Source organism: Nostoc sp. DSM 114161, assembly GCF_052692665.1.
This window is the reverse complement of record NZ_CP195141.1, coordinates 2,947,549-2,964,879: the sequence shown is the minus strand read 5'-3', so window position 1 is coordinate 2,964,879 and position 17,331 is coordinate 2,947,549. Positions and strand designations below refer to the sequence as shown.

General features: G+C 42.1%; 18 protein-coding genes and 1 pseudogene. 13 read left to right on the top strand and 6 right to left on the bottom strand.

Annotated elements, in window-relative coordinates; translation table 11 throughout:
• Positions 1-71 precede the first annotated feature (71 nt).
• The 5 genes and pseudogenes from NSTC745_RS13090 (at position 72) to NSTC745_RS13070 (ending at position 3,319) form a co-directional block, all read left to right on the top strand.
• Positions 72-1,112 (top strand): annotated as a pseudogene (locus NSTC745_RS13090) (glycosyltransferase family 4 protein).
• A gap of 109 nt (positions 1,113-1,221) precedes the next feature.
• Positions 1,222-1,407, top strand: a complete 186-nt coding sequence (locus NSTC745_RS13085; RefSeq protein WP_096534704.1) for a hypothetical protein — start codon at positions 1,222-1,224, stop codon at positions 1,405-1,407.
• 120 nt (positions 1,408-1,527) lie between these two features.
• A complete protein-coding gene (locus tag NSTC745_RS13080) occupies positions 1,528-2,550 on the top strand; it encodes a zinc-dependent alcohol dehydrogenase (protein WP_445638595.1) in 1,023 nt (340 codons plus the stop codon).
• Positions 2,551-2,622: 72 nt separating this feature from the next.
• On the top strand, positions 2,623-2,883 hold the full coding sequence (locus NSTC745_RS13075; protein WP_445637517.1) for a hypothetical protein: 261 nt from the start codon (positions 2,623-2,625) through the stop codon (positions 2,881-2,883).
• A gap of 91 nt (positions 2,884-2,974) precedes the next feature.
• Complete coding sequence (locus NSTC745_RS13070; protein ID WP_445638594.1) at positions 2,975-3,319, top strand: HNH endonuclease; 345 nt, start codon at positions 2,975-2,977, stop codon at positions 3,317-3,319.
• A gap of 33 nt (positions 3,320-3,352) precedes the next feature.
• Here the strand turns inward: NSTC745_RS13070 and NSTC745_RS13065 are convergent, their stop codons facing one another.
• From NSTC745_RS13065 to NSTC745_RS13055, 3 genes are all read right to left on the bottom strand, one after another.
• A complete protein-coding gene (locus tag NSTC745_RS13065; RefSeq protein ID WP_445637516.1) occupies positions 3,353-3,487 on the bottom strand; it encodes a WD40 repeat domain-containing protein in 135 nt (44 codons plus the stop codon).
• 126 nt (positions 3,488-3,613) lie between these two features.
• Positions 3,614-3,919, bottom strand: a complete 306-nt coding sequence (locus NSTC745_RS13060) for a type II toxin-antitoxin system RelE/ParE family toxin (protein WP_445637515.1) — start codon at positions 3,917-3,919, stop codon at positions 3,614-3,616.
• A 2-nt stretch (positions 3,920-3,921) separates the two neighbouring features.
• Positions 3,922-4,182, bottom strand: a complete 261-nt coding sequence (locus NSTC745_RS13055; protein WP_445637514.1) for a ribbon-helix-helix domain-containing protein — start codon at positions 4,180-4,182, stop codon at positions 3,922-3,924.
• A gap of 159 nt (positions 4,183-4,341) precedes the next feature.
• On the opposite strand from NSTC745_RS13055, the gene NSTC745_RS13050 reads away from it, so the two are divergent.
• A complete protein-coding gene (locus NSTC745_RS13050; RefSeq protein ID WP_445637513.1) occupies positions 4,342-4,953 on the top strand; it encodes a hypothetical protein in 612 nt (203 codons plus the stop codon).
• A 141-nt stretch (positions 4,954-5,094) separates the two neighbouring features.
• Here the strand turns inward: NSTC745_RS13050 and NSTC745_RS13045 are convergent, their stop codons facing one another.
• Positions 5,095-5,463: a Dethiobiotin synthetase gene (locus NSTC745_RS13045; protein WP_445637512.1), complete on the bottom strand. Its 369-nt coding sequence runs from the start codon at positions 5,461-5,463 to the stop codon at positions 5,095-5,097.
• 208 nt (positions 5,464-5,671) lie between these two features.
• Between NSTC745_RS13045 and NSTC745_RS13040 the strand changes: the two genes are divergently transcribed.
• The 3 genes from NSTC745_RS13040 (at position 5,672) to glmS (ending at position 9,178) form a co-directional block, all read left to right on the top strand.
• A complete protein-coding gene (locus NSTC745_RS13040) occupies positions 5,672-5,908 on the top strand; it encodes a hypothetical protein (protein WP_445637511.1) in 237 nt (78 codons plus the stop codon).
• A gap of 733 nt (positions 5,909-6,641) precedes the next feature.
• On the top strand, positions 6,642-6,887 hold the full coding sequence (psaC, locus tag NSTC745_RS13035) for a photosystem I iron-sulfur center protein PsaC (RefSeq protein WP_012411495.1): 246 nt from the start codon (positions 6,642-6,644) through the stop codon (positions 6,885-6,887).
• 407 nt (positions 6,888-7,294) lie between these two features.
• Positions 7,295-9,178, top strand: coding sequence for a glutamine--fructose-6-phosphate transaminase (isomerizing) (glmS, locus tag NSTC745_RS13030; RefSeq protein ID WP_445637510.1), 1,884 nt, complete (start codon positions 7,295-7,297; stop codon positions 9,176-9,178).
• Between the two features lie 628 nt (positions 9,179-9,806).
• Here glmS and NSTC745_RS13025 read toward each other — a convergent pair.
• On the bottom strand, positions 9,807-10,358 hold the full coding sequence (locus NSTC745_RS13025; protein WP_445637509.1) for a YciE/YciF ferroxidase family protein: 552 nt from the start codon (positions 10,356-10,358) through the stop codon (positions 9,807-9,809).
• 270 nt (positions 10,359-10,628) lie between these two features.
• On the opposite strand from NSTC745_RS13025, the gene NSTC745_RS13020 reads away from it, so the two are divergent.
• The 3 genes from NSTC745_RS13020 to NSTC745_RS13010 all read left to right on the top strand — a co-directional run bounded on the left by NSTC745_RS13020 (position 10,629) and on the right by NSTC745_RS13010 (position 14,712).
• Positions 10,629-11,309, top strand: a complete 681-nt coding sequence (locus tag NSTC745_RS13020) for a HEAT repeat domain-containing protein (protein WP_096534695.1) — start codon at positions 10,629-10,631, stop codon at positions 11,307-11,309.
• 75 nt (positions 11,310-11,384) lie between these two features.
• Positions 11,385-11,951, top strand: a complete 567-nt coding sequence (locus tag NSTC745_RS13015; RefSeq protein WP_445637508.1) for a phycobiliprotein lyase — start codon at positions 11,385-11,387, stop codon at positions 11,949-11,951.
• A 79-nt stretch (positions 11,952-12,030) separates the two neighbouring features.
• Positions 12,031-14,712, top strand: coding sequence for an MGH1-like glycoside hydrolase domain-containing protein (locus NSTC745_RS13010; RefSeq protein ID WP_445637507.1), 2,682 nt, complete (start codon positions 12,031-12,033; stop codon positions 14,710-14,712).
• 11 nt (positions 14,713-14,723) lie between these two features.
• On the opposite strand, the gene NSTC745_RS13005 is transcribed toward NSTC745_RS13010, so the two are convergent.
• Positions 14,724-16,247: a site-2 protease family protein gene (locus NSTC745_RS13005; RefSeq protein WP_445638593.1), complete on the bottom strand. Its 1,524-nt coding sequence runs from the start codon at positions 16,245-16,247 to the stop codon at positions 14,724-14,726.
• Positions 16,248-16,440: 193 nt separating this feature from the next.
• Here NSTC745_RS13005 and NSTC745_RS13000 point away from each other — a divergent pair, with 193 nt between their 5' ends.
• Positions 16,441-17,175, top strand: coding sequence for an MBL fold metallo-hydrolase (locus NSTC745_RS13000; RefSeq protein ID WP_445637506.1), 735 nt, complete (start codon positions 16,441-16,443; stop codon positions 17,173-17,175).
• The last annotated feature ends 156 nt before the right edge of the window (positions 17,176-17,331 follow it).

The window sequence follows — 17,331 nt, the reverse complement described above, 5'->3', positions numbered from 1 at the left end:
TTTGTTCTCATAAAATAATGACGTAGTTCATTATGTTGAGGACAAATTTACAGACTGAACCGAAACAACTTATGAAAATCGCTCAAGTTGCCCCCTTATGGGAAAGGGTTCCACCTCCTAGTGATGGAGGAATAGAACTGGTACTGAGTCGCTTGACTGATGAGCTTGTTCGTCGCGGTCATGAGGTAATTTTATTTGCCTCCGGCGATTCTCAAACTATGGCTCAATTAGAAACAGTTTATCCACGTGCATTACGCTTAGACCCAAATGTCAAAGAGTATATAGTGTACGAAATGCTGGAAGTGAGTCAAGTTTATCAACGTACTGCCGAGTTCTATATTATCCATTCTCATGTAGGAATTTCGGCATTATCTTTGGCGAATTTCATAACAACAACTTCTACAGTGCATACCCTACACAATAATTTTACAAAGGATAACCGTAACGCGTTTAGCTACCACCAAAACTAACCATACGACAGCATTAGTAATTCCCAACGTCAAATCGACCTTAACTATATTGCCACGGTTTATAACGGAATTGAGTTAACAGATTATCCATTTGTACCCCAACCGTCAGAGCCTCCATACTTGGCATTTTTAGGTCGTTTTTCGTCAGAGAAAAGGCCACAACATGCGATCGCCATTGCTAAACAAACCGGCTGGCGCTTAAAGATGGCTGGAAAAGTTGACTTAGAAGATTCTAAGTTTTTTGAACAAGAGATTGCCCCCCATATTGATGGTCAGCAAATTCAATATTTAGGCGAAATCAACCACGCCGAAAAAACTGAACTTCTGGGCAATGCTGTTATTACTCTTTTTTCCATCGCTTGGCAAGAACCTTTTGGCTTAGTAACGATCGAATCAATGGCAACTGGTACGCCAGTAATTGCCATGAATTTTGGCTCCGTACCTGAAGTGATTGCTCGCTCTAAAACAGGTTTTCTCTGCCAAAACTATAGAGAAATGGCGGCAATGATTCCACTAGCTTTGGAACTCCATCGTCAAACCTGTTGAAAATATGTAGAAAACAATTTTAGTGTTAGCCAAATGGTTAACGAATATGAAGCTGTTTACAGACAAATTATTAGCTGTTTACAGACAAATTATTAAAGACCGCATAGAATCGAATGGCTGCATTCACGCTGGGAACATCCGCTTTTAATCAACTGATTTTTTTGCTTAGCTTAAACAACAACTTTTATTTAAGGAGGACATTGGTATGAGTACGAGAGCCAACACTTGCCCATGCTGCGGTGGTTCCCTCCTCCGTCATATCCGTCACGGCGAACTATATTGGTTTTGCCTGTCGTGCCGACAAGAAGTACCGCTGTTAACTGTTACTCGTTTGCCGAATGCGGAAAGCCGAAATACCGGAGTCCTTCCTCAAACAGCTGCGAATTCTTAATTTTTCAGCATTTTAGTTTGATAAAAACCTACTAAAAAATCAAAACCAAATTTGAGTTTAGACCTATCAAATAGGTGCAACTGGTAAAATCAGGTGGATCTAATTGATAGGTTTAAAATTTTGTTAGCAGCGTTACTTTATGGGCAAGAAAATTTACGCCTAGAAGAAGTTCCCGATCCCACTCCCGCGGCTGGCGAAGTTGTCATCCAAGTGGGAACAGCAACAACTTGTGGTACCGATCTCAAAGTCTGGCGGCGTGGCGGTCATGCCAAAATGTTGAAACCGCCAACGCTATTTGGGCATGAAGCTGCTGGGCAAATTGTCGCCTTGGGAGTAGGTGTTACGGGTTGGCAAGTAGGCGATCGCGTTGTCGCTAATAATTCTGCCCCGTGCATGGAGTGTTTTTTTTGTCAACGCCAGGAATATTCATTGTGTCCAAATTTAACCTGGAATAACGGGACTTTTGCCCAATATTTGAAAATTCCCGCACCGATAGTACAGCATAATTTATTGCAGATTCCTGATGATTTACCTTGGGAATTAGCAGCTATGACCGAACCCCTAGCTTGTGTGTTACATGGTGTAGCGCGTTCTCACATTCAGCCCAAAGATAGAGTAGTCGTTTTGGGAGATGGGGCGATCGGGTTAATGTTCGTAGCAGCTTTAGCGGATACTGCTGAGGTGTTGCTGTGGGGAGGTAATGACCAGAGATTAGAAATTGGTAAGAAATTGGGTGCAGCCCAGACCTTTAATTATCATCAAATTCCAGATATTCCGAGTGTAGTGAAAGAACTTACCCAAGGATGGGGTGCAGATGTAGTCATTGAAGCCACAGGCGTGCCTAGTGTTTGGGAAGCTGCGATCGCCTGCGCCCGTCCTGGTGCAACAGTAAACTTATTCGGTGGCTGTCCGCGGGATACCAGCATAACTGTAAATACAGAACAGCTACACTATAGCGAACTAACCCTAAAAGGCGTGTTTCATAATACACCAAAGTATGTGCGATCGGCTTTATCACTAATAGCTAGTCGGAAAATTCCCTTTGAATTACTTATTAGCGAACAACGGCCATTAAAAGATTTAGAACAAGTATTTTATGACATGAAAGCGCGTCGAGTAATTAAAGTAGCGATGATTCCTTAGAATTTTGGCAGCCAATTCACAGGCCACACTAGAATTATTAAATATAGCACTACAGACTTAGGCTAAAGCACTATGGCTCCTCAAGTCATTACACCAGTATTGATGATTGAACCATCATCATGGTTACGCTCTGGCATTACTATCGAGAAAGTAGATAATGTTAACCTTGCCAAGTTCACAGATGAGTTACACGCTCGTCTAGAAGAATTGCTGGAGAAACGAAAAGCTGGATTGCTGACTCCTGAAGAAGAAGCCGAATATACTGGAATTGCTGAACTGGAGCGCATCCTGACTTTTGTTAACGCTAAACTCATTGCTAGTTGTGGGTGTTAAAGATAGCACTCGCTAGTTTGTGCGCGAAAGAGCTAAATATCTCTGTGAATATTGCCACTCTCCAGAACGCTCCAGTTGAGATCGCTTCACAATCGATCATCTTGTTCCACAATCGTTAGGTGGCTCAGATGAAGATAGCAACTTAGCTCTAGCTTGTCGTCGCTGTAATGAACGTCGTTATAACTTCACAACTGGCATCGATCCTCAAACTCAGCAAGAAGTTGCCCTATTCAATCCTCGTCAGCAATCCTGGGTAGACCACTTTATCTGGACAGCTGATGGACTAAAGATCGTTGGCAAAAGTGCTACAGGTAGAGCAACTTGTCATCGACTAGATATCAATGATGAATTTCACAACCAAGGATTCATGCAAGAATCTAGGCAGTTATGGATACAAGGAGGCTGGCACCCGCCTGTAGACGATCCTCGTCTTTGACACTTGAACTAGCAATTTTAGGCTGCTGAAAACCTATCCACGCTGCCAAATCTTGATGCTTCTATCATGACTGCTACTAGCTAAAAATTTTCCATCTGCACTGAAGGCAACAGACATAATATAGGACTCATGACCAGATAGAGTACACATTTCTCTCTTGGTTTCCATAAATGTACTCCTATATTTTCTGGAATTAAAGGAGCAAATTTTTCTCGTTTAACCAATCATTGCGAGTCAGCAAGCTCATTCATAGTGTTCCCAGTCATAATAGGATATTTAACAACTACTTATAAACTACATTTTTTCAGGATTTGTAAACAGAGATTTTAAGTTACGTCTGCCACTGACAACTCTGACAATTTCAATTCCATCACGAGTAATTATGTAAAAAATAATATATCCATCTAGTGGAAGTCCTCTTAGGTTGGGACGCAAATCCTCGTATTGTCGTCCCATATTGGGAAAGCTAACAAGTTGTTGACATTTTTGATTAAACGCATACAAAAGTCGCTCACCAGCCTCAACATTTTCTACTGCGAAATAATCTGCGATCGCTTGTAAATCACGAGAAGCAGGAAGTGAAATAATGTACCGATTCATTCCTAAGCCTCTTTTGCTTGCTTCAACTGTATTAAAAGCTGATTTACAAAAGTTTCACCATCAATTCCTTCTCCCTTTTCAAGTGATGCTATTCCTTCATCAATCTTGGTGCGGGTTTCTTCGAGCCATACTTCGTGAGAAAAAGTCTCTTGTGCTAAAAGGTGTAATGCAGTTTGAATTACTTCATCAACACTGTTAAATTTACCTGTTGCTAGCAAAACTTGAATTATTTGTTCTTGCTCTGGGCTAAACGTAATGCTCATAAGGATTCCATTTCTTAGCTTTTTCTATGATAGAGCGTTGATAAGTAAAATCTCTGATATTTTAAGTTGGGTTGACGCTTGAAATAATCTTGATGAAAAACGGGAAAACTATGGTTAATCCCTGATGGGGAAATTTCCATATAAATCCTGAATAGAAAAATGCTCAAAAAATCTCTGCTTAAAGTTTTAATTTTGCCTTTTTCTCTAGTGCCTTGGCTATGTGCGGGAACGCTTTTTGATGCCAAAGTTAATGCTTTACCAGGACAAAGTACAGAAGAAGTAGGCACTTGGATTAAAGCACATCCCACACTCCGCCCCAGGAATGGAGAGCAATTGTATGTCCAAAAGACTGACACAGCTGCTCAAAGATTCACTTTTCAAGCGTCGGTATTGCCTCCCGGTAGAGTGGAGTTTTCCAAAGACCGTGGCACAATTCGGAGCGAGCGCATTGCTATGTATGATGCCATTAATGGCATGACATTCGATCGCCTCCAAGAATCCTTGCGAGTAATTTATGGCTTGGAGATTTATCAAGACTACGATCGCGCCGAAGTTGTGTATCAATATCCCAGCCAAAAGACTGTTAACTCAGCGCGTCTTGCCAAAACTCCGATTAGAGAGGCTTTAAAAGGAGAATTACGAGTAGGCTCACGGTATGTGTATTGGGTGGAAATTGCCCAACCCAAAACAGGCAAAGCTTTTACCGGGCAAATGACGATTTTGCTCAAAACAGACTTAGACAAGTTAGAAAAGGAATTGCAAATTCGATAATGGGCAAACACGGTATGGGGAAAGGGGTATGGTTCGACAAGCTCACCAACCGGGGAAAAGGGGAAAGATTAAATTTATTCCTTTTCCCTTTTCCCTTTAACCTTTTCCCCTCCCTCAAGAGCCTTCCCATTCCCCATTTATCTACAACTTCTCCAAGCCGACAGAAGCGAAGGTTTGCCATGTGCCCGAAAAAATACTTTCAGATCCTAAGGAAATTCGTAACAAATCTTCCTTGAGTAGTGGCGGCCAATCAATGCCAGCTTTACGCCCTGCGGCAAATAGCTGTTGCGTTTTGATGCTTAACTGATAAAGTGCCAAAACCAGTTCTCGGTCTAAGGTAGGGGCGTCTTTGAGGGCTTCAAACACCACTTTCAATGCCAACAAAATTGAGGTGATTTGACCAGGTACTGGGGGTTTCCCATATTTCATACGCTCTAACAGCGCATCTGGGTAATCCTTAGTTGGGATTGTCTGATCTATCAGGAGTTTCCGAGCTGTTTCGTAATTCATGTAACAAGCTTACTCTACATTTTGATTGGGCAGTAATACTTAATTAAAATGTTATAAAACTGGCTGAGGTTATTTATAGCAATCTCATTTGGTTTGTGAAAAGATAGACGTGGGAAAAATGATGACAAATTTGCGATGCTCCGGATTGACTAGATAGACTGAGTATAATAGCTTTGAAAAATACACCTTTTTGGAAATCACAAGCAAAATGATATCACCGAATTTACTAGAAATTGAACGCTCCATCCGTGCCTTGTCTGTGGAAGAACAACTTTGGCTACTGGAAAGTATTGCTCGCGAAATTAGAGAAAGGGAGTATACAAAAGATAAATTTGCTGATGTCAAGCCTCCCCAAGAAGAATTAATTGAAATAGCTAGCGAACCAGTTATTCAAACAAAATTCTCTTTGATTAATGATGAGTTTGCCAGTTCGGAAATACTCTAAAATATCTGAGAGTAAAAATTATAAATTTGCCAGAATTAAAAATCTAAATATAGAAATTCTTGGTAAGCGATCGCTATAAAGACTCAGAGCGATCGCTGTATTTTCTGTTATTTATGTGACGCGATCGCATAATTGTTTCAAAACATAACTCGTTATTGAGGATATACAGCAGATTTCAACAAGCGTGAAGTAGAATATCTAGGTCTGAAAGCTACCTGTGAAGGCTATTCTAATTCTGACTTCACCAATTTTGCTGTATTAGATTTTCATCGTTTTATTCTCAACAAAGATGCTGTTTTCGATGGAAACTTGCCATCGCCTAGTTTGAATAGGTAGGCGATCGTCAAACCACATCATCTATACACTTAATTGGGAAATTTTACTAAATATTTAATATTTTGTTATGAATTCGTTTTGTTTGAGATTAGTATAGTATCCAATAAATAAGTACTATAGATAACTTGCTCTTTTCATCTTTTAAATTGATTTTTTTGTAGATGACTTTACTATCAAACCATATTATGGTATTTAAGTGGGGTAAATACGTCCCTATAATGTTGCTAATTTAGAGGTCAATAGGGACGATCTCGCAAAAACAAATTTTCTAACGTCCTTATTAAATTGTTTGAAGTTATGTAGCCTTTTGACTACGGCCTATCAAGCACTGCGGTAAACTATGCGTTGATTATGATTCTTTCGCAGAGAAGAACACTCGAAAGGAGCCGTTTTTTCAATGTCTCATACCGTAAAAATCTACGATACCTGCATTGGTTGTACTCAATGCGTCCGCGCTTGCCCCACTGACGTACTGGAGATGGTTCCTTGGGATGGCTGCAAAGCTGCTCAAATTGCCTCTTCACCTCGTACAGAAGACTGTGTAGGCTGTAAGCGTTGCGAAACTGCTTGCCCCACCGACTTTTTGAGCATTCGGGTTTACCTGGGTGCTGAAACAACTCGCAGTATGGGTCTAGCTTACTAAAAAGCTCCTACCGAGTCACTCAACTTCCGATCGCCCGTTAGCCTTTGGCATTTCCAAAGGATAACTGGCGCTCGGAGTTCTAACAGAGTGCTTAGTGCTGAGATACAAACAAGTAAATTACCAAAATAATTTCTTGATTGTTCCCTCAGGACTCGGAACTGAGCACTCAAGACCTTTTTCATACTGAATTCTGACTCCTGAATTCTGAACTCCTGACTCCTGACTCCTGAATTCTTTTTTGTTAAATCCTATAAGCCGCCTTTGTACCTTCGAGTCAAAAGCCCAAAATCCATAACAATACCTAGTGGCAAAGGGAGCAAATAGCCCCCTTTTTTCTTTGCAAAACACCCAGTTTGTGGTAACAACTATACTGGATTTAATCATCCTGAAAAAAAGTGGTGTGAGCAATGTGCGGAATTGTTGGATATATAGGCACTCAAGCTGCAACAGACATTTTACTGGCTGGGCTGGAAAAACTAGAGTACAGGGGCTATGATTCCGCTGGAATCGCCACTGTTTGGGAAGGTGAAGTTCATTGCGTGCGAGCAAAGGGCAAGCTGCATAACCTACGTTCTAAACTCGAACAAATGGAAACCCCTGCCCAAATTGGTATTGGTCATACTCGTTGGGCGACTCATGGTAAACCAGAAGAATACAACGCCCATCCCCACATGGATACCGCAATGCGAGTGGCGGTGGTACAAAATGGCATTATTGAAAATTACCGCGAGTTACGGGAAGAACTCAAAGCAAAAGGACACGTTTTTCGTTCCGAAACCGATACCGAAGTTATCCCCCACCTCATCGCCGAAATTTTAAAGAATTTTCCCCCTTCACCTTCTTCATCTTCTTTCCTAGAAGCAGTTCGCCAAGCTGTTACCCGCTTAGAAGGGGCATTTGCACTTGCGGTGGTTTCTGCTGATTATCCTGATGAATTGATTGTTGTTCGCCAACAAGCACCCTTGGTGATTGGTTTTGGTCAAGGAGAGTTCTTTTGTGCTTCCGACACGCCAGCGATCGTTTCCTACACCCGTGCGGTGCTACCTTTGGAAAATGGCGAAATTGCCCGCCTGACACCATTGGGCGTTGAGATTTACAATTTTGCTGGCGATAGGCTCAAAAAGCAACCCCGATTACTGAATTTGAATCCCACGATGGTAGAAAAACAGGGATTCAAACACTTCATGCTCAAGGAAATTCACGAGCAACCAGGGGTCGTCAGAGCTAGTTTAGAAGCTTATTTTAATAATGTAGAAGAAAATGTGCGATCGCCAATCAATCTAGGGTTACCTGAAGATTTATATACAGATTTAGAACAAATTCACATCGTTGCTTGTGGCACAAGTTGGCACGCAGCATTAATTGGCAAATATTTAATCGAACAATTAGCAGGAATTTCTACTCAAGTACATTACGCTTCTGAGTATCGTTATGCACCATCACCATTGACATCAAATACTTTGATTATTGGCGTTACTCAATCAGGCGAAACCGCTGATACTCTGGCAGCTTTGGCAATGGAAAAAGAACGTCGCCAGGGTAAAGAAGCTAAATATGAAGCACGACTTTTAGGTATTACTAATCGTCCAGAAAGTAGCCTTGGCCATTTAGTACCAAATATTATTAGCACCTTAGCAGGTATTGAAATTGGTGTAGCGGCGACAAAAACTTTTACTGCCCAACTAATGGCGTTTTATGCATTGGCATTAGATTTAGCAGCTCATCGTCAGACAGTTGACAAAGAAACTTTAGAGAAAATTATTAATAGCTTGCGAGAAATTCCTAAAGAGATTGAGTCAACATTAGAAACTCAGGAACATTTAAGCGAACAGCTAGCCCACGAATTTGCTGAAACCCAAGATTTCATTTTTGTAGGCAGAGGAATTAACTTTCCAATTGCTTTAGAAGGGGCGTTAAAATTAAAAGAAATCAGCTACATTCACGCTGAAGGATATCCAGCTGGCGAGATGAAACACGGCCCCATCGCTTTGTTAGATGCGAAAGTTCCAGTAGTGGCGATCGCAGTTCCTGGTAGTGTGTATGAAAAGGTTATTTCCAACTCTCAAGAAGCCAAAGCTAGAGATTCTCGCTTAATTGGCGTGACTCCCGTTAAAGATGGCGAAGCTGGCGAAATCTTTAACGATTTACTCCCTGTTTCTTATGTGGAAGAATTACTTTCTCCCCTCCTCACAGTTGTACCTTTGCAACTATTGGCTTATCACATTGCTGCCCGTCGCGGTTTAGATGTTGACCAGCCAAGAAACCTAGCGAAATCAGTAACTGTTGAGTGAGAAAGCACCATTAACAATTCACAATTGTACAACAATAAAATTGTCGTATAATACATAAAACAATTATACAACTTATCCTGTAGGTGAATATGCAAGCATCTACAGGAATTTTTATGAAATCAACACTAATGTAACACCAATAATATAGGAATCATATTTGATTTTTGATTCTTGAAAATTGCGATCGCTTACAAAGGTCAAACAATGCACTTGTAAGAACAGGCAATCGTTTCAGTGATATTTGCTGCTCCCTGAGCGAAGTCGAAGGGAGCGTTCTTTTGGCTCAGGGAAGACTCTTTATAACGAGAAAGCGATCGCATAAATTAGCTTGTGGCTTATATCTACATTACTGGTATTTGCCGATCTAAGATTTGCTGCTGTTCAACTTTAAAAAAGATGAAAATTCAAAGTGAGTGTTCCCTGAGCGAAGTCGAAGGGAGCAGATCGGATTTTTCTGTTTCCCTTTCCTGTAGCAACTTCCGCCTTCGCGTTTGGGTGTTTCGCGTATGCTCTTTTTTTAGCTTTTGTAGTTGACTCAAAAAAGGGCTGACATAGCAATAACAAAAGCAAGGCTGTTGTGACCTTGCTTTTGTTTTAGCTCACTCCACTACATCAATCCGACAAGAGATTAACGAGACCTATTACTACCTGAACTTTCAGCAGATTTGGCTTCTTGAAGTAACTGCGGTAGATGTTGCTCAATCTTTTGAGCTGTCTGTTCTTCCTGCTGCAAGTTTTGTTGTAGCAGTCGCACAACTTCGTTTTGCCCTATCTCCTGAGCACCTTTAATCAAGCCGCGATAGGTAGCAATTTCCAATTGTTCTACCTTAGCCTGCGCTCCTGCTACTCCTAGTTCCACAATTTTCGGATTATCAGCAGCTAGTAGTGTTAACTTTTGGGCATCGCTAATTAGACCAGCCGCAGCGTCACAAGTCACCCGCTGTGGTTGCTGTCCCAAGTTACTGAATACTTGCTCCAAATTTCTGATTTGCTGCTCGGTTTCCCGAATATGGGTTTCGAGCAAGGACTTTAATTGCTTATGTTGACTATACTGCCACATTAGCTGCTGAGCTTCCAAAAAGCGATGTTCAGCATCGTATATTCCACCAAGTTCGTAGATGAACTTATCGCGCAAGTTTGTGATTTTTTTAGTGCCTGGACGTTCGCTAAGTTGAACCATGATGATTCTCCTAAAGGTTAACAGTCTATTTCACAGTCACACCCCTAACCTACGTCCCTTATCAAGTCTTCTCTTCATACCTCAGACACAGCTAAGTGTTAAATCTAACTGCTAAATTCCATACACAATCTCGCGAGAATTAATATTTATTTATTTTTGACTCATAATTTAGCCATTTTGTAAAGTCGCCAAACTCCTACTTTATGGTGGCGACAGCCTGATGAAGGGATCGGGTAAATTAAGATAAGTAAAGAAAACGTTTTGAATCAAATGACAAATTTAAGCTTAAAAGAAATTTCTACTCAGTTAGAAAGTCCTGATTTGCGCGATCGCATGGTAGCCCTTGCTAATCTGCGTCACGTTTCCCCTGAGGAGGCAGTACCTTTAATTAAAAAAGTACTAGATGACGAATCTTTGCAACTGCGATCGATGGCGATCTTTGCCCTTGGAGTCAAGCCTACGCCAGAATGTTATTCAATTTTGGTCAGAATTCTCGAAAACGATCCAGATTATGGTATGCGTGCTGATGCCGCTGGTGCTTTAGGATATTTAGGTGATGTCAGAGCTTTTGAAGCACTCTCACGGGCATTTTATGAAGATACTGATTGGTTAGTACGCTTTAGCGCAGCCGTATCGCTAGGTAATCTTAAAGATCCGCGTGCCCGTCAACTTCTGTTACAAGCCCTCGATAGCAAAGAAAAAGTATTGCAAGAGGCTGCAATATCCGCGCTTGGAGAAATTAAAGCCGTTGAGTCTGTTGATAGTATCCTGCGGTTTGCTCAATCAGATGATTGGTTTATTAGGCAACGTTTGGCTGAAGCTTTAGGCAATCTTCCAACTCCCAAGAGCGTCTCAGCGTTGAAATATTTGGAAAAAGACAATCATTACAACGTTGCTGAGGCAGCAAGAATTAGCCTCAAGAGGCTTGAGGAAATAGGTAATCAAGCTTAATATTAAAGGCTGCTGGTACCTTTTAATAATAATTAAGTGGGAATTTTTGCATTTTGATGCAGGGTAATTTCATTCATGAATATTGAAGAGTTTTTTGAGTTAAGTGCTGGTAAATGGTTTTCTCATCGTACTATTCATCATTTAGCGTTGAATCAATCTGAACATGGCAAGTCAGAGACCATTATCGAGGCACTACCAGCAGATCATCCAGAAGTAAGCAAATTGTGTCAACAGTACGCAATTAATCCTAGTTCCGCCTCCTGTGGTCTCAAAGTCACTTGGAACGGCACAATGGAACGGGAGCAAGTAAAACATAGTGGTTCTACCGTCTTAGTTTCAGTACCCGATACCGATAATCCGGCCCAAGGCAAGTTACTCAGGCAGATAGTTGATGCCCAAAAAACTCCAGTTCCCGGACGCTATCAGATAGATAGTGATGGTGCTTTGACTCTAACTACAGAAGATGAAACCATGCATTCTGAGGAGCGTCTGTGGTTTGCTAGCCCCAATTTGCGAATGCGGGTGAATGTCTTAAAGCGTTCTGGTGGATTTAGTATCACTTCCTTCACTTCTGAGATTCGCTTGGGTGGCTTTCCACCTGCGGCGAAGACTTCTGAGGCGGCTAGCTCAGTATCAAGTTAGTTTTAATACAAAACACTCCCCCTGCTATTTATGGGGGATTAAATTTAAATATTCTTACCATATTTTGCGAGAGTCAGCAATGAGTGAGAACAATTTTCTAGATGCAGAGTCTCAACGTTTAGCCGAAGACGCCCGCAGAGATGAGAACTGGAAACGTTGGGGGCCCTATCTAGCCGAACGGCAGTGGGCTACAGTGCGTGAAGATTACTCACCAGACGGCTCTACTTGGGATTACTTTCCTCACGACCATGCTCGTAGCCGTGCCTACCGCTGGGGTGAAGATGGTTTGTTGGGAATTTGCGATCGCCAAGGTCGTCTTTGTTTTGCACTTGCTTTGTGGAACGAACGCGATCGCATTCTCAAAGAACGGCTATTTGGACTTACCAACACTCAAGGCAATCATGGCGAAGATGTCAAAGAGTGTTATTTCTACTTAGACTCTACACCTACTTATTCTTACTGTAAAGCTTTATATAAATACCCCCAAGCTGAGTTTCCTTATGCTCGACTTGTGGAAGAAAATCAGCGTCGCACTGCCGAAGAAGGCGAATACGAACTGCTCGATACAGGTATATTTGATGATAATTGTTACTTCGATGTCTTCGTTGAGTACGCTAAGGCATCCCCTAACGATATCCTAATTCGCATTACCATCGAGAATCGCAGTTCAAATCCTGCACTGCTGCATGTTTTACCAACAGTTTGGTATAAAAATACTTGGTCTTGGTCGCGCACCGGAGAAGGTTATTGGCCCAAACCACAAATTAAAGTAGATAACCCAACACAACTAATTGCCGACCATGTTTCGCTAGGTCGTTTTTATTTAGCTGCCGAACCCTTACCGGGACAAGAAAGCGTTAATTTTCTATTTACTGATAATGAAACAAATTTTGAGCAGGTGTTTGGCGTTCCTAATACTAATCTTTATGTTAAAGATGGATTTCATAATTATGTAATTGAGCAAAAAACAGAGGCGATTAATCCTGACAATGTTGGCACTAAAGCAGCTGCCCATTATCGCTTAGAAATTCCTGCTCAAGGAAGCTTAACGCTAAAACTACGATTATTTGCTGAAGGTGAAGCTCCTCAACAGCCTTTTGGACAAGACTTCGAGCGCATTTTCTCTAAACGCATCCAAGAAACTGAGGAATTTTATGCCGATCTACCAAACAACATTTCACCCGAAGAACGGCGTATTCTGATTCAAGCCTGCGCGGGATTGCTGTGGTCAAAACAGTTTTACCATTACAGCGTTGCCGATTGGTTAGCAGGTGACGGAAACTATCCTACTAGCGATCGCCACGGACTTAACCACGATTGGGCACAGCATTTGTACAATCGGGATATCATTTCTGTGCCAGATAAGTGGGAGTATCCCTGGTATGCCACTTGGGATCTAGCGTTTCATATGATTCCAATGGCGAAAATCGATCCCGACTATGCAAAACAGCAACTAATCCTGTTCTTGCGTGAATGGTACATGCATCCAAATGGGGCGCTTCCTGCTTACGAGTTGGGATTCTCAGATACAAATCCCCCCGTTCATGCTTGGGCGTGCTGGCGTGTGTATAAGCTCACAGCTCCCAAGGGCAAACGCGATCGGCTTTTTCTCGCTCGCGTGTTTCAGAAATTACTGCTCAACTTTACTTGGTGGGTAAACCGCCAAGACGCCGAGGGCAAAAATATCTTTGCTGGTGGTTTTCTTGGTTTGGATAATATTGGAGTTTTCGATCGCTCTCAATCTTTACCCAGTGGGCAACAATTAGAACAAGCGGATGCAACTGGCTGGATGGCATTTTACTGCGGCACGATGTTGTCGATGGCATTAGAATTGGCATCTGAAGATCCAGCTTACGAAGACATCGCTTCTAAATTTTTTGAACATTTTATGGCCATCTCCAGTGCAATCAACACCTTCGGTGGCACTGGTTTGTGGGATGAGCAAGATGGCTTCTACTACGATCGATTGCGCTGCGAAAAAAAATCAGTTCCCTTGCGGGTACGTTCGCTGGTGGGATTGTTGCCTTTACTGGCTGTGGAAATTTTAGAACAGCCGATGATTGAGCGCTTACGTGGTTTTTCTAAACGAATGCGTTGGTTTCTAGAAAACCGTCCCGAATTGTCGAAACAAATTTCTTGTTTGTGCGAAGATCCCCAACACAAGCGTCGCTTGCTAGCAATTCCAACTCGCGAACGTTTAGAACGAATCCTTGATTATTTACTCGATGAAAACGAGTTCCTTTCTCCCTACGGCATTCGCTCGCTCTCCAAGATTCATCGAGAGCAACCATATTCTTTCAAGGTTGACGAGGCGGAATACCGAGTAGAATATCAACCCGCAGAATCCAATAGCGGATTGTTTGGTGGAAACTCCAATTGGCGCGGCCCGATTTGGTTTCCCCTCAATTATTTACTGATTGAAGCATTAGAGCGTTATTACCACTTCTATGGCGATACTTTGCAAGTGGAGTGTCCTAGAGGATCTGGATGCATGATGAACTTGGCGCAGGTTGCCAAAGAATTGAGTCGCCGTCTCAATAGCCTTTTTTGCCCCGATGAATCTGGTGTTTGTCCGTGGCATGGAGACGAGGTGCGTTTTGCCACAGACCCCCATTGGCAGCATCTCAATTTGTTTCACGAATATTTTGACGGCGATACTGGCCGGGGGTTGGGAGCAAGTCACCAAACTGGTTGGACTGCGCTCATCGCTCGTTTAAACATAGGCAATCGCATTAACATTCCGATTTCTGGCAGTCGTTAATGTGTGTTTGATTAAATTTGCAAAAAGTTGGCGATCGCCTGTGGTAATGGTAAAACAATAACAATCAACAAAGCCATCGATAATAATCCCCAAATGTCACGTTTATTATCCAATTCAGTGACATCATTCAGCGCAGGTTCATCAACCAATGGCATAAACAGTAAGATAATTGCCCACAACAAAAATTCTTCTCGAACTAAAGAGAGTAATAGTAACAAAACGCGAGCAATTTGACCAATTACAATTGCGGTTCTTTGTCCAAACATTGCATGGATAATGTGACCTCCATCTAATTGTCCCACAGGCATTAAATTTAAAGCGGTGACAACTAATCCTAAGAAACCGGCCACTGCCACTGGATGCAAGTCAAGAGCCGATTTTGCTGTTAATTGACTTCCCAAAGCTAACTTTGAGAGTATTGCTAATAAAATAGAATACTTGGGATTGAGGGCATCGGGATTCAAAAGTCGGGTTTTTTCAGTCAGAGCAACCACATCAGAATGAGCCAATCCCCAAATTAAAATCGGCAACGTGACGACAAAGCCCGCGAAGGGGCCAGCAATACTAATATCAAATAAAGCTTTGCGGTTAGGAATCGGACTACGCATTTGAATGAATGCACCAAAGGTTCCTAAGAAGAAAGGCACGGGAATAAAGTAAGGCAACGTCGAGCGAATATTGTAGAATCTAGCTGTTAAATAATGTCCCAGTTCATGAGTGCCCAAAATCGCCATTAGTCCTAAAGCATAGGGCAAACCTTTGAGTAAAACATCAAGGCTAAATAGAGTTTTTAGTAAAGATCCTATATCAGATGTTTGCGGGAGAGAAACGCCAGCAATATCCACTCCTACCAAAGTAGTAGTTACCAAAGTAGCGAGAAGCAGTAAAAGCGCTAATCCTGGTCGAGTTAACTGTTGTTGGTCGCTTTGTGGTGTATCTGTTTGTTTAGCAGCTTGAGTGTTAGGAACCAGTACAAAGAAAGGTTTGCCATTGAAACCTTCTTGAAAGATTAGTAGAAAGCGATCGCCAAATTGTGCTTCAATATTAGCCTTAATTTGTTGGTAAGCATTGCTAGCTTTAGTTCGCAACTGACCGCGACAAATTACCGCTTGCGGTCGATACTCAATATTTTGGACGTAATATACAGACCAAGGAAAACAATTTCGCAGTTGAGTTTCTTCTCTTGGTTCGATTGGACGCACTGTTGTTTCTGCGGTAGGCTGTGTAATTGGCTGTGATTCTGAGGCTGGGGCTGGGGCTTCATCGGTCTGTGTATTTGGTGGTACTCGACGCCCCCATTGAAATAATATCCAGTAAAACACTATGCAGATAAATAAAGACCACATGAACAACGCTACTGGCGGAGGTTGTTTCGCCCCATACATCAGCATCCATCCAATCAACAGCAATGCTGGTGTCATTAAAACCAACCACAACAACCATACTGGCGTCCGGGTGATCTGAGCGACGCTGTGCTGCACCATTAGATAAGTAGCTAACCCCAGTAGGAGGAGAAACAAAAACCAAAATTCCATATTATTTTCAGTAATTTTGACAAAACGCCCCACCAGTAGCTTTAGCAGCATCGCCTTAACTACAAGGTAGACCCAAACCCTAATTTTTTAACCAAGGGTTAACAGTGCTAGTTAACGCTTAAGTTTCAATCCTTGAGAATTTTTACACTGTAACCAGATTATCCACAACTCCTCAGTTTCGGTTCTTTACATTATGTTCCCTTCACCTCAACAGCCGAGTCGCACAACCAACCCACCACGAGTTGTATTCCCGAACGAAATTCCTAGCGAAGATTCTCTAAGAATGGACTTCGCACAAGAGAGCATTTTTGCTTTCCCACCCAATCGGGACACATTAGGGGGAACCTCTTATTTTATTGTAAGAAATGAAAGCAATATCCTCATAGACTGCCCTAGCCTAGACCAAACAAATCAAGATTTTTTAGCAACGCATGGGGGCGTGGATTGGTTATTTCTCACCCATCGAGGCGCTATTGGCAAGACCGCTGAATTTCAGCAAATTTTCGACTGCAAAGTCCTGATTCAAGAACAGGAAGCTTATTTATTACCAGGCTTAACCGTAACTACTTTTAGTCAAGAATTTATTATCGATCCAGAAATACAAGTGATTTGGACGCCAGGTCATTCTCCCGGTTCATCTTGCTTGTACTACAGTCAACTTGGAGGTATCCTGTTTTCCGGTCGTCATTTACTCCCTAACCAGCAAGGTCACCCAGTACCATTACGGACAGCGAAAACTTTTCACTGGCCGCGACAAATTAAAAGCCTTCGGTTGTTATTAGAACGTTTTACACCAGAAACTCTTGAGTACATTTGCCCCGGAGCTAATACAGGTTTCTTAAGAGGCAAGCGTGCCATAGATGGAGCTTACCAACACCTCGCCTCTTTGGATTTACAAGCTTTGCTGCGAATGCAGCCGCTACTTTAAAATTTATCGAGTACCAAAGGTTCGTTTGGGAATATTAAAGACTTTTCCCCCTTACCCCTTTCCCTTTCCCCATTCCCAATGCCCAATCCAAATTTTCCCATATCTGTTAACCAAGATGCTGTCTAGGGAATTCTAATCGTTAGACAACGAATTCTG

Bases quoted from the DNA above. Each gene is read 5' to 3' on its own strand.
- NSTC745_RS13020 (WP_096534695.1), top strand. From the start codon at position 10,629: ATGACAAATTTAAGCTTAAAAGAAATTTCTACTCAGTTAGAAAGTCCT.
- NSTC745_RS13010 (WP_445637507.1), top strand. From the start codon at position 12,031: ATGAGTGAGAACAATTTTCTAGATGCAGAGTCTCAACGTTTAGCCGAA.
- NSTC745_RS13050 (WP_445637513.1), top strand. From the start codon at position 4,342: ATGCTCAAAAAATCTCTGCTTAAAGTTTTAATTTTGCCTTTTTCTCTA.
- NSTC745_RS13045 (WP_445637512.1), bottom strand. From the start codon at position 5,463: ATGAATTACGAAACAGCTCGGAAACTCCTGATAGATCAGACAATCCCA.
- NSTC745_RS13005 (WP_445638593.1), bottom strand. From the start codon at position 16,247: ATGGAATTTTGGTTTTTGTTTCTCCTCCTACTGGGGTTAGCTACTTAT.
- NSTC745_RS13060 (WP_445637515.1), bottom strand. From the start codon at position 3,919: ATGAATCGGTACATTATTTCACTTCCTGCTTCTCGTGATTTACAAGCG.
- NSTC745_RS13055 (WP_445637514.1), bottom strand. From the start codon at position 4,182: ATGAGCATTACGTTTAGCCCAGAGCAAGAACAAATAATTCAAGTTTTG.
- NSTC745_RS13015 (WP_445637508.1), top strand. From the start codon at position 11,385: ATGAATATTGAAGAGTTTTTTGAGTTAAGTGCTGGTAAATGGTTTTCT.
- glmS (WP_445637510.1), top strand. From the start codon at position 7,295: ATGTGCGGAATTGTTGGATATATAGGCACTCAAGCTGCAACAGACATT.
- NSTC745_RS13065 (WP_445637516.1), bottom strand. From the start codon at position 3,487: ATGGAAACCAAGAGAGAAATGTGTACTCTATCTGGTCATGAGTCCTAT.
- NSTC745_RS13000 (WP_445637506.1), top strand. From the start codon at position 16,441: ATGTTCCCTTCACCTCAACAGCCGAGTCGCACAACCAACCCACCACGA.
- NSTC745_RS13025 (WP_445637509.1), bottom strand. From the start codon at position 10,358: ATGGTTCAACTTAGCGAACGTCCAGGCACTAAAAAAATCACAAACTTG.
- NSTC745_RS13085 (WP_096534704.1), top strand. From the start codon at position 1,222: ATGAGTACGAGAGCCAACACTTGCCCATGCTGCGGTGGTTCCCTCCTC.
- NSTC745_RS13075 (WP_445637517.1), top strand. From the start codon at position 2,623: ATGGCTCCTCAAGTCATTACACCAGTATTGATGATTGAACCATCATCA.
- psaC (WP_012411495.1), top strand. From the start codon at position 6,642: ATGTCTCATACCGTAAAAATCTACGATACCTGCATTGGTTGTACTCAA.
- NSTC745_RS13040 (WP_445637511.1), top strand. From the start codon at position 5,672: ATGATATCACCGAATTTACTAGAAATTGAACGCTCCATCCGTGCCTTG.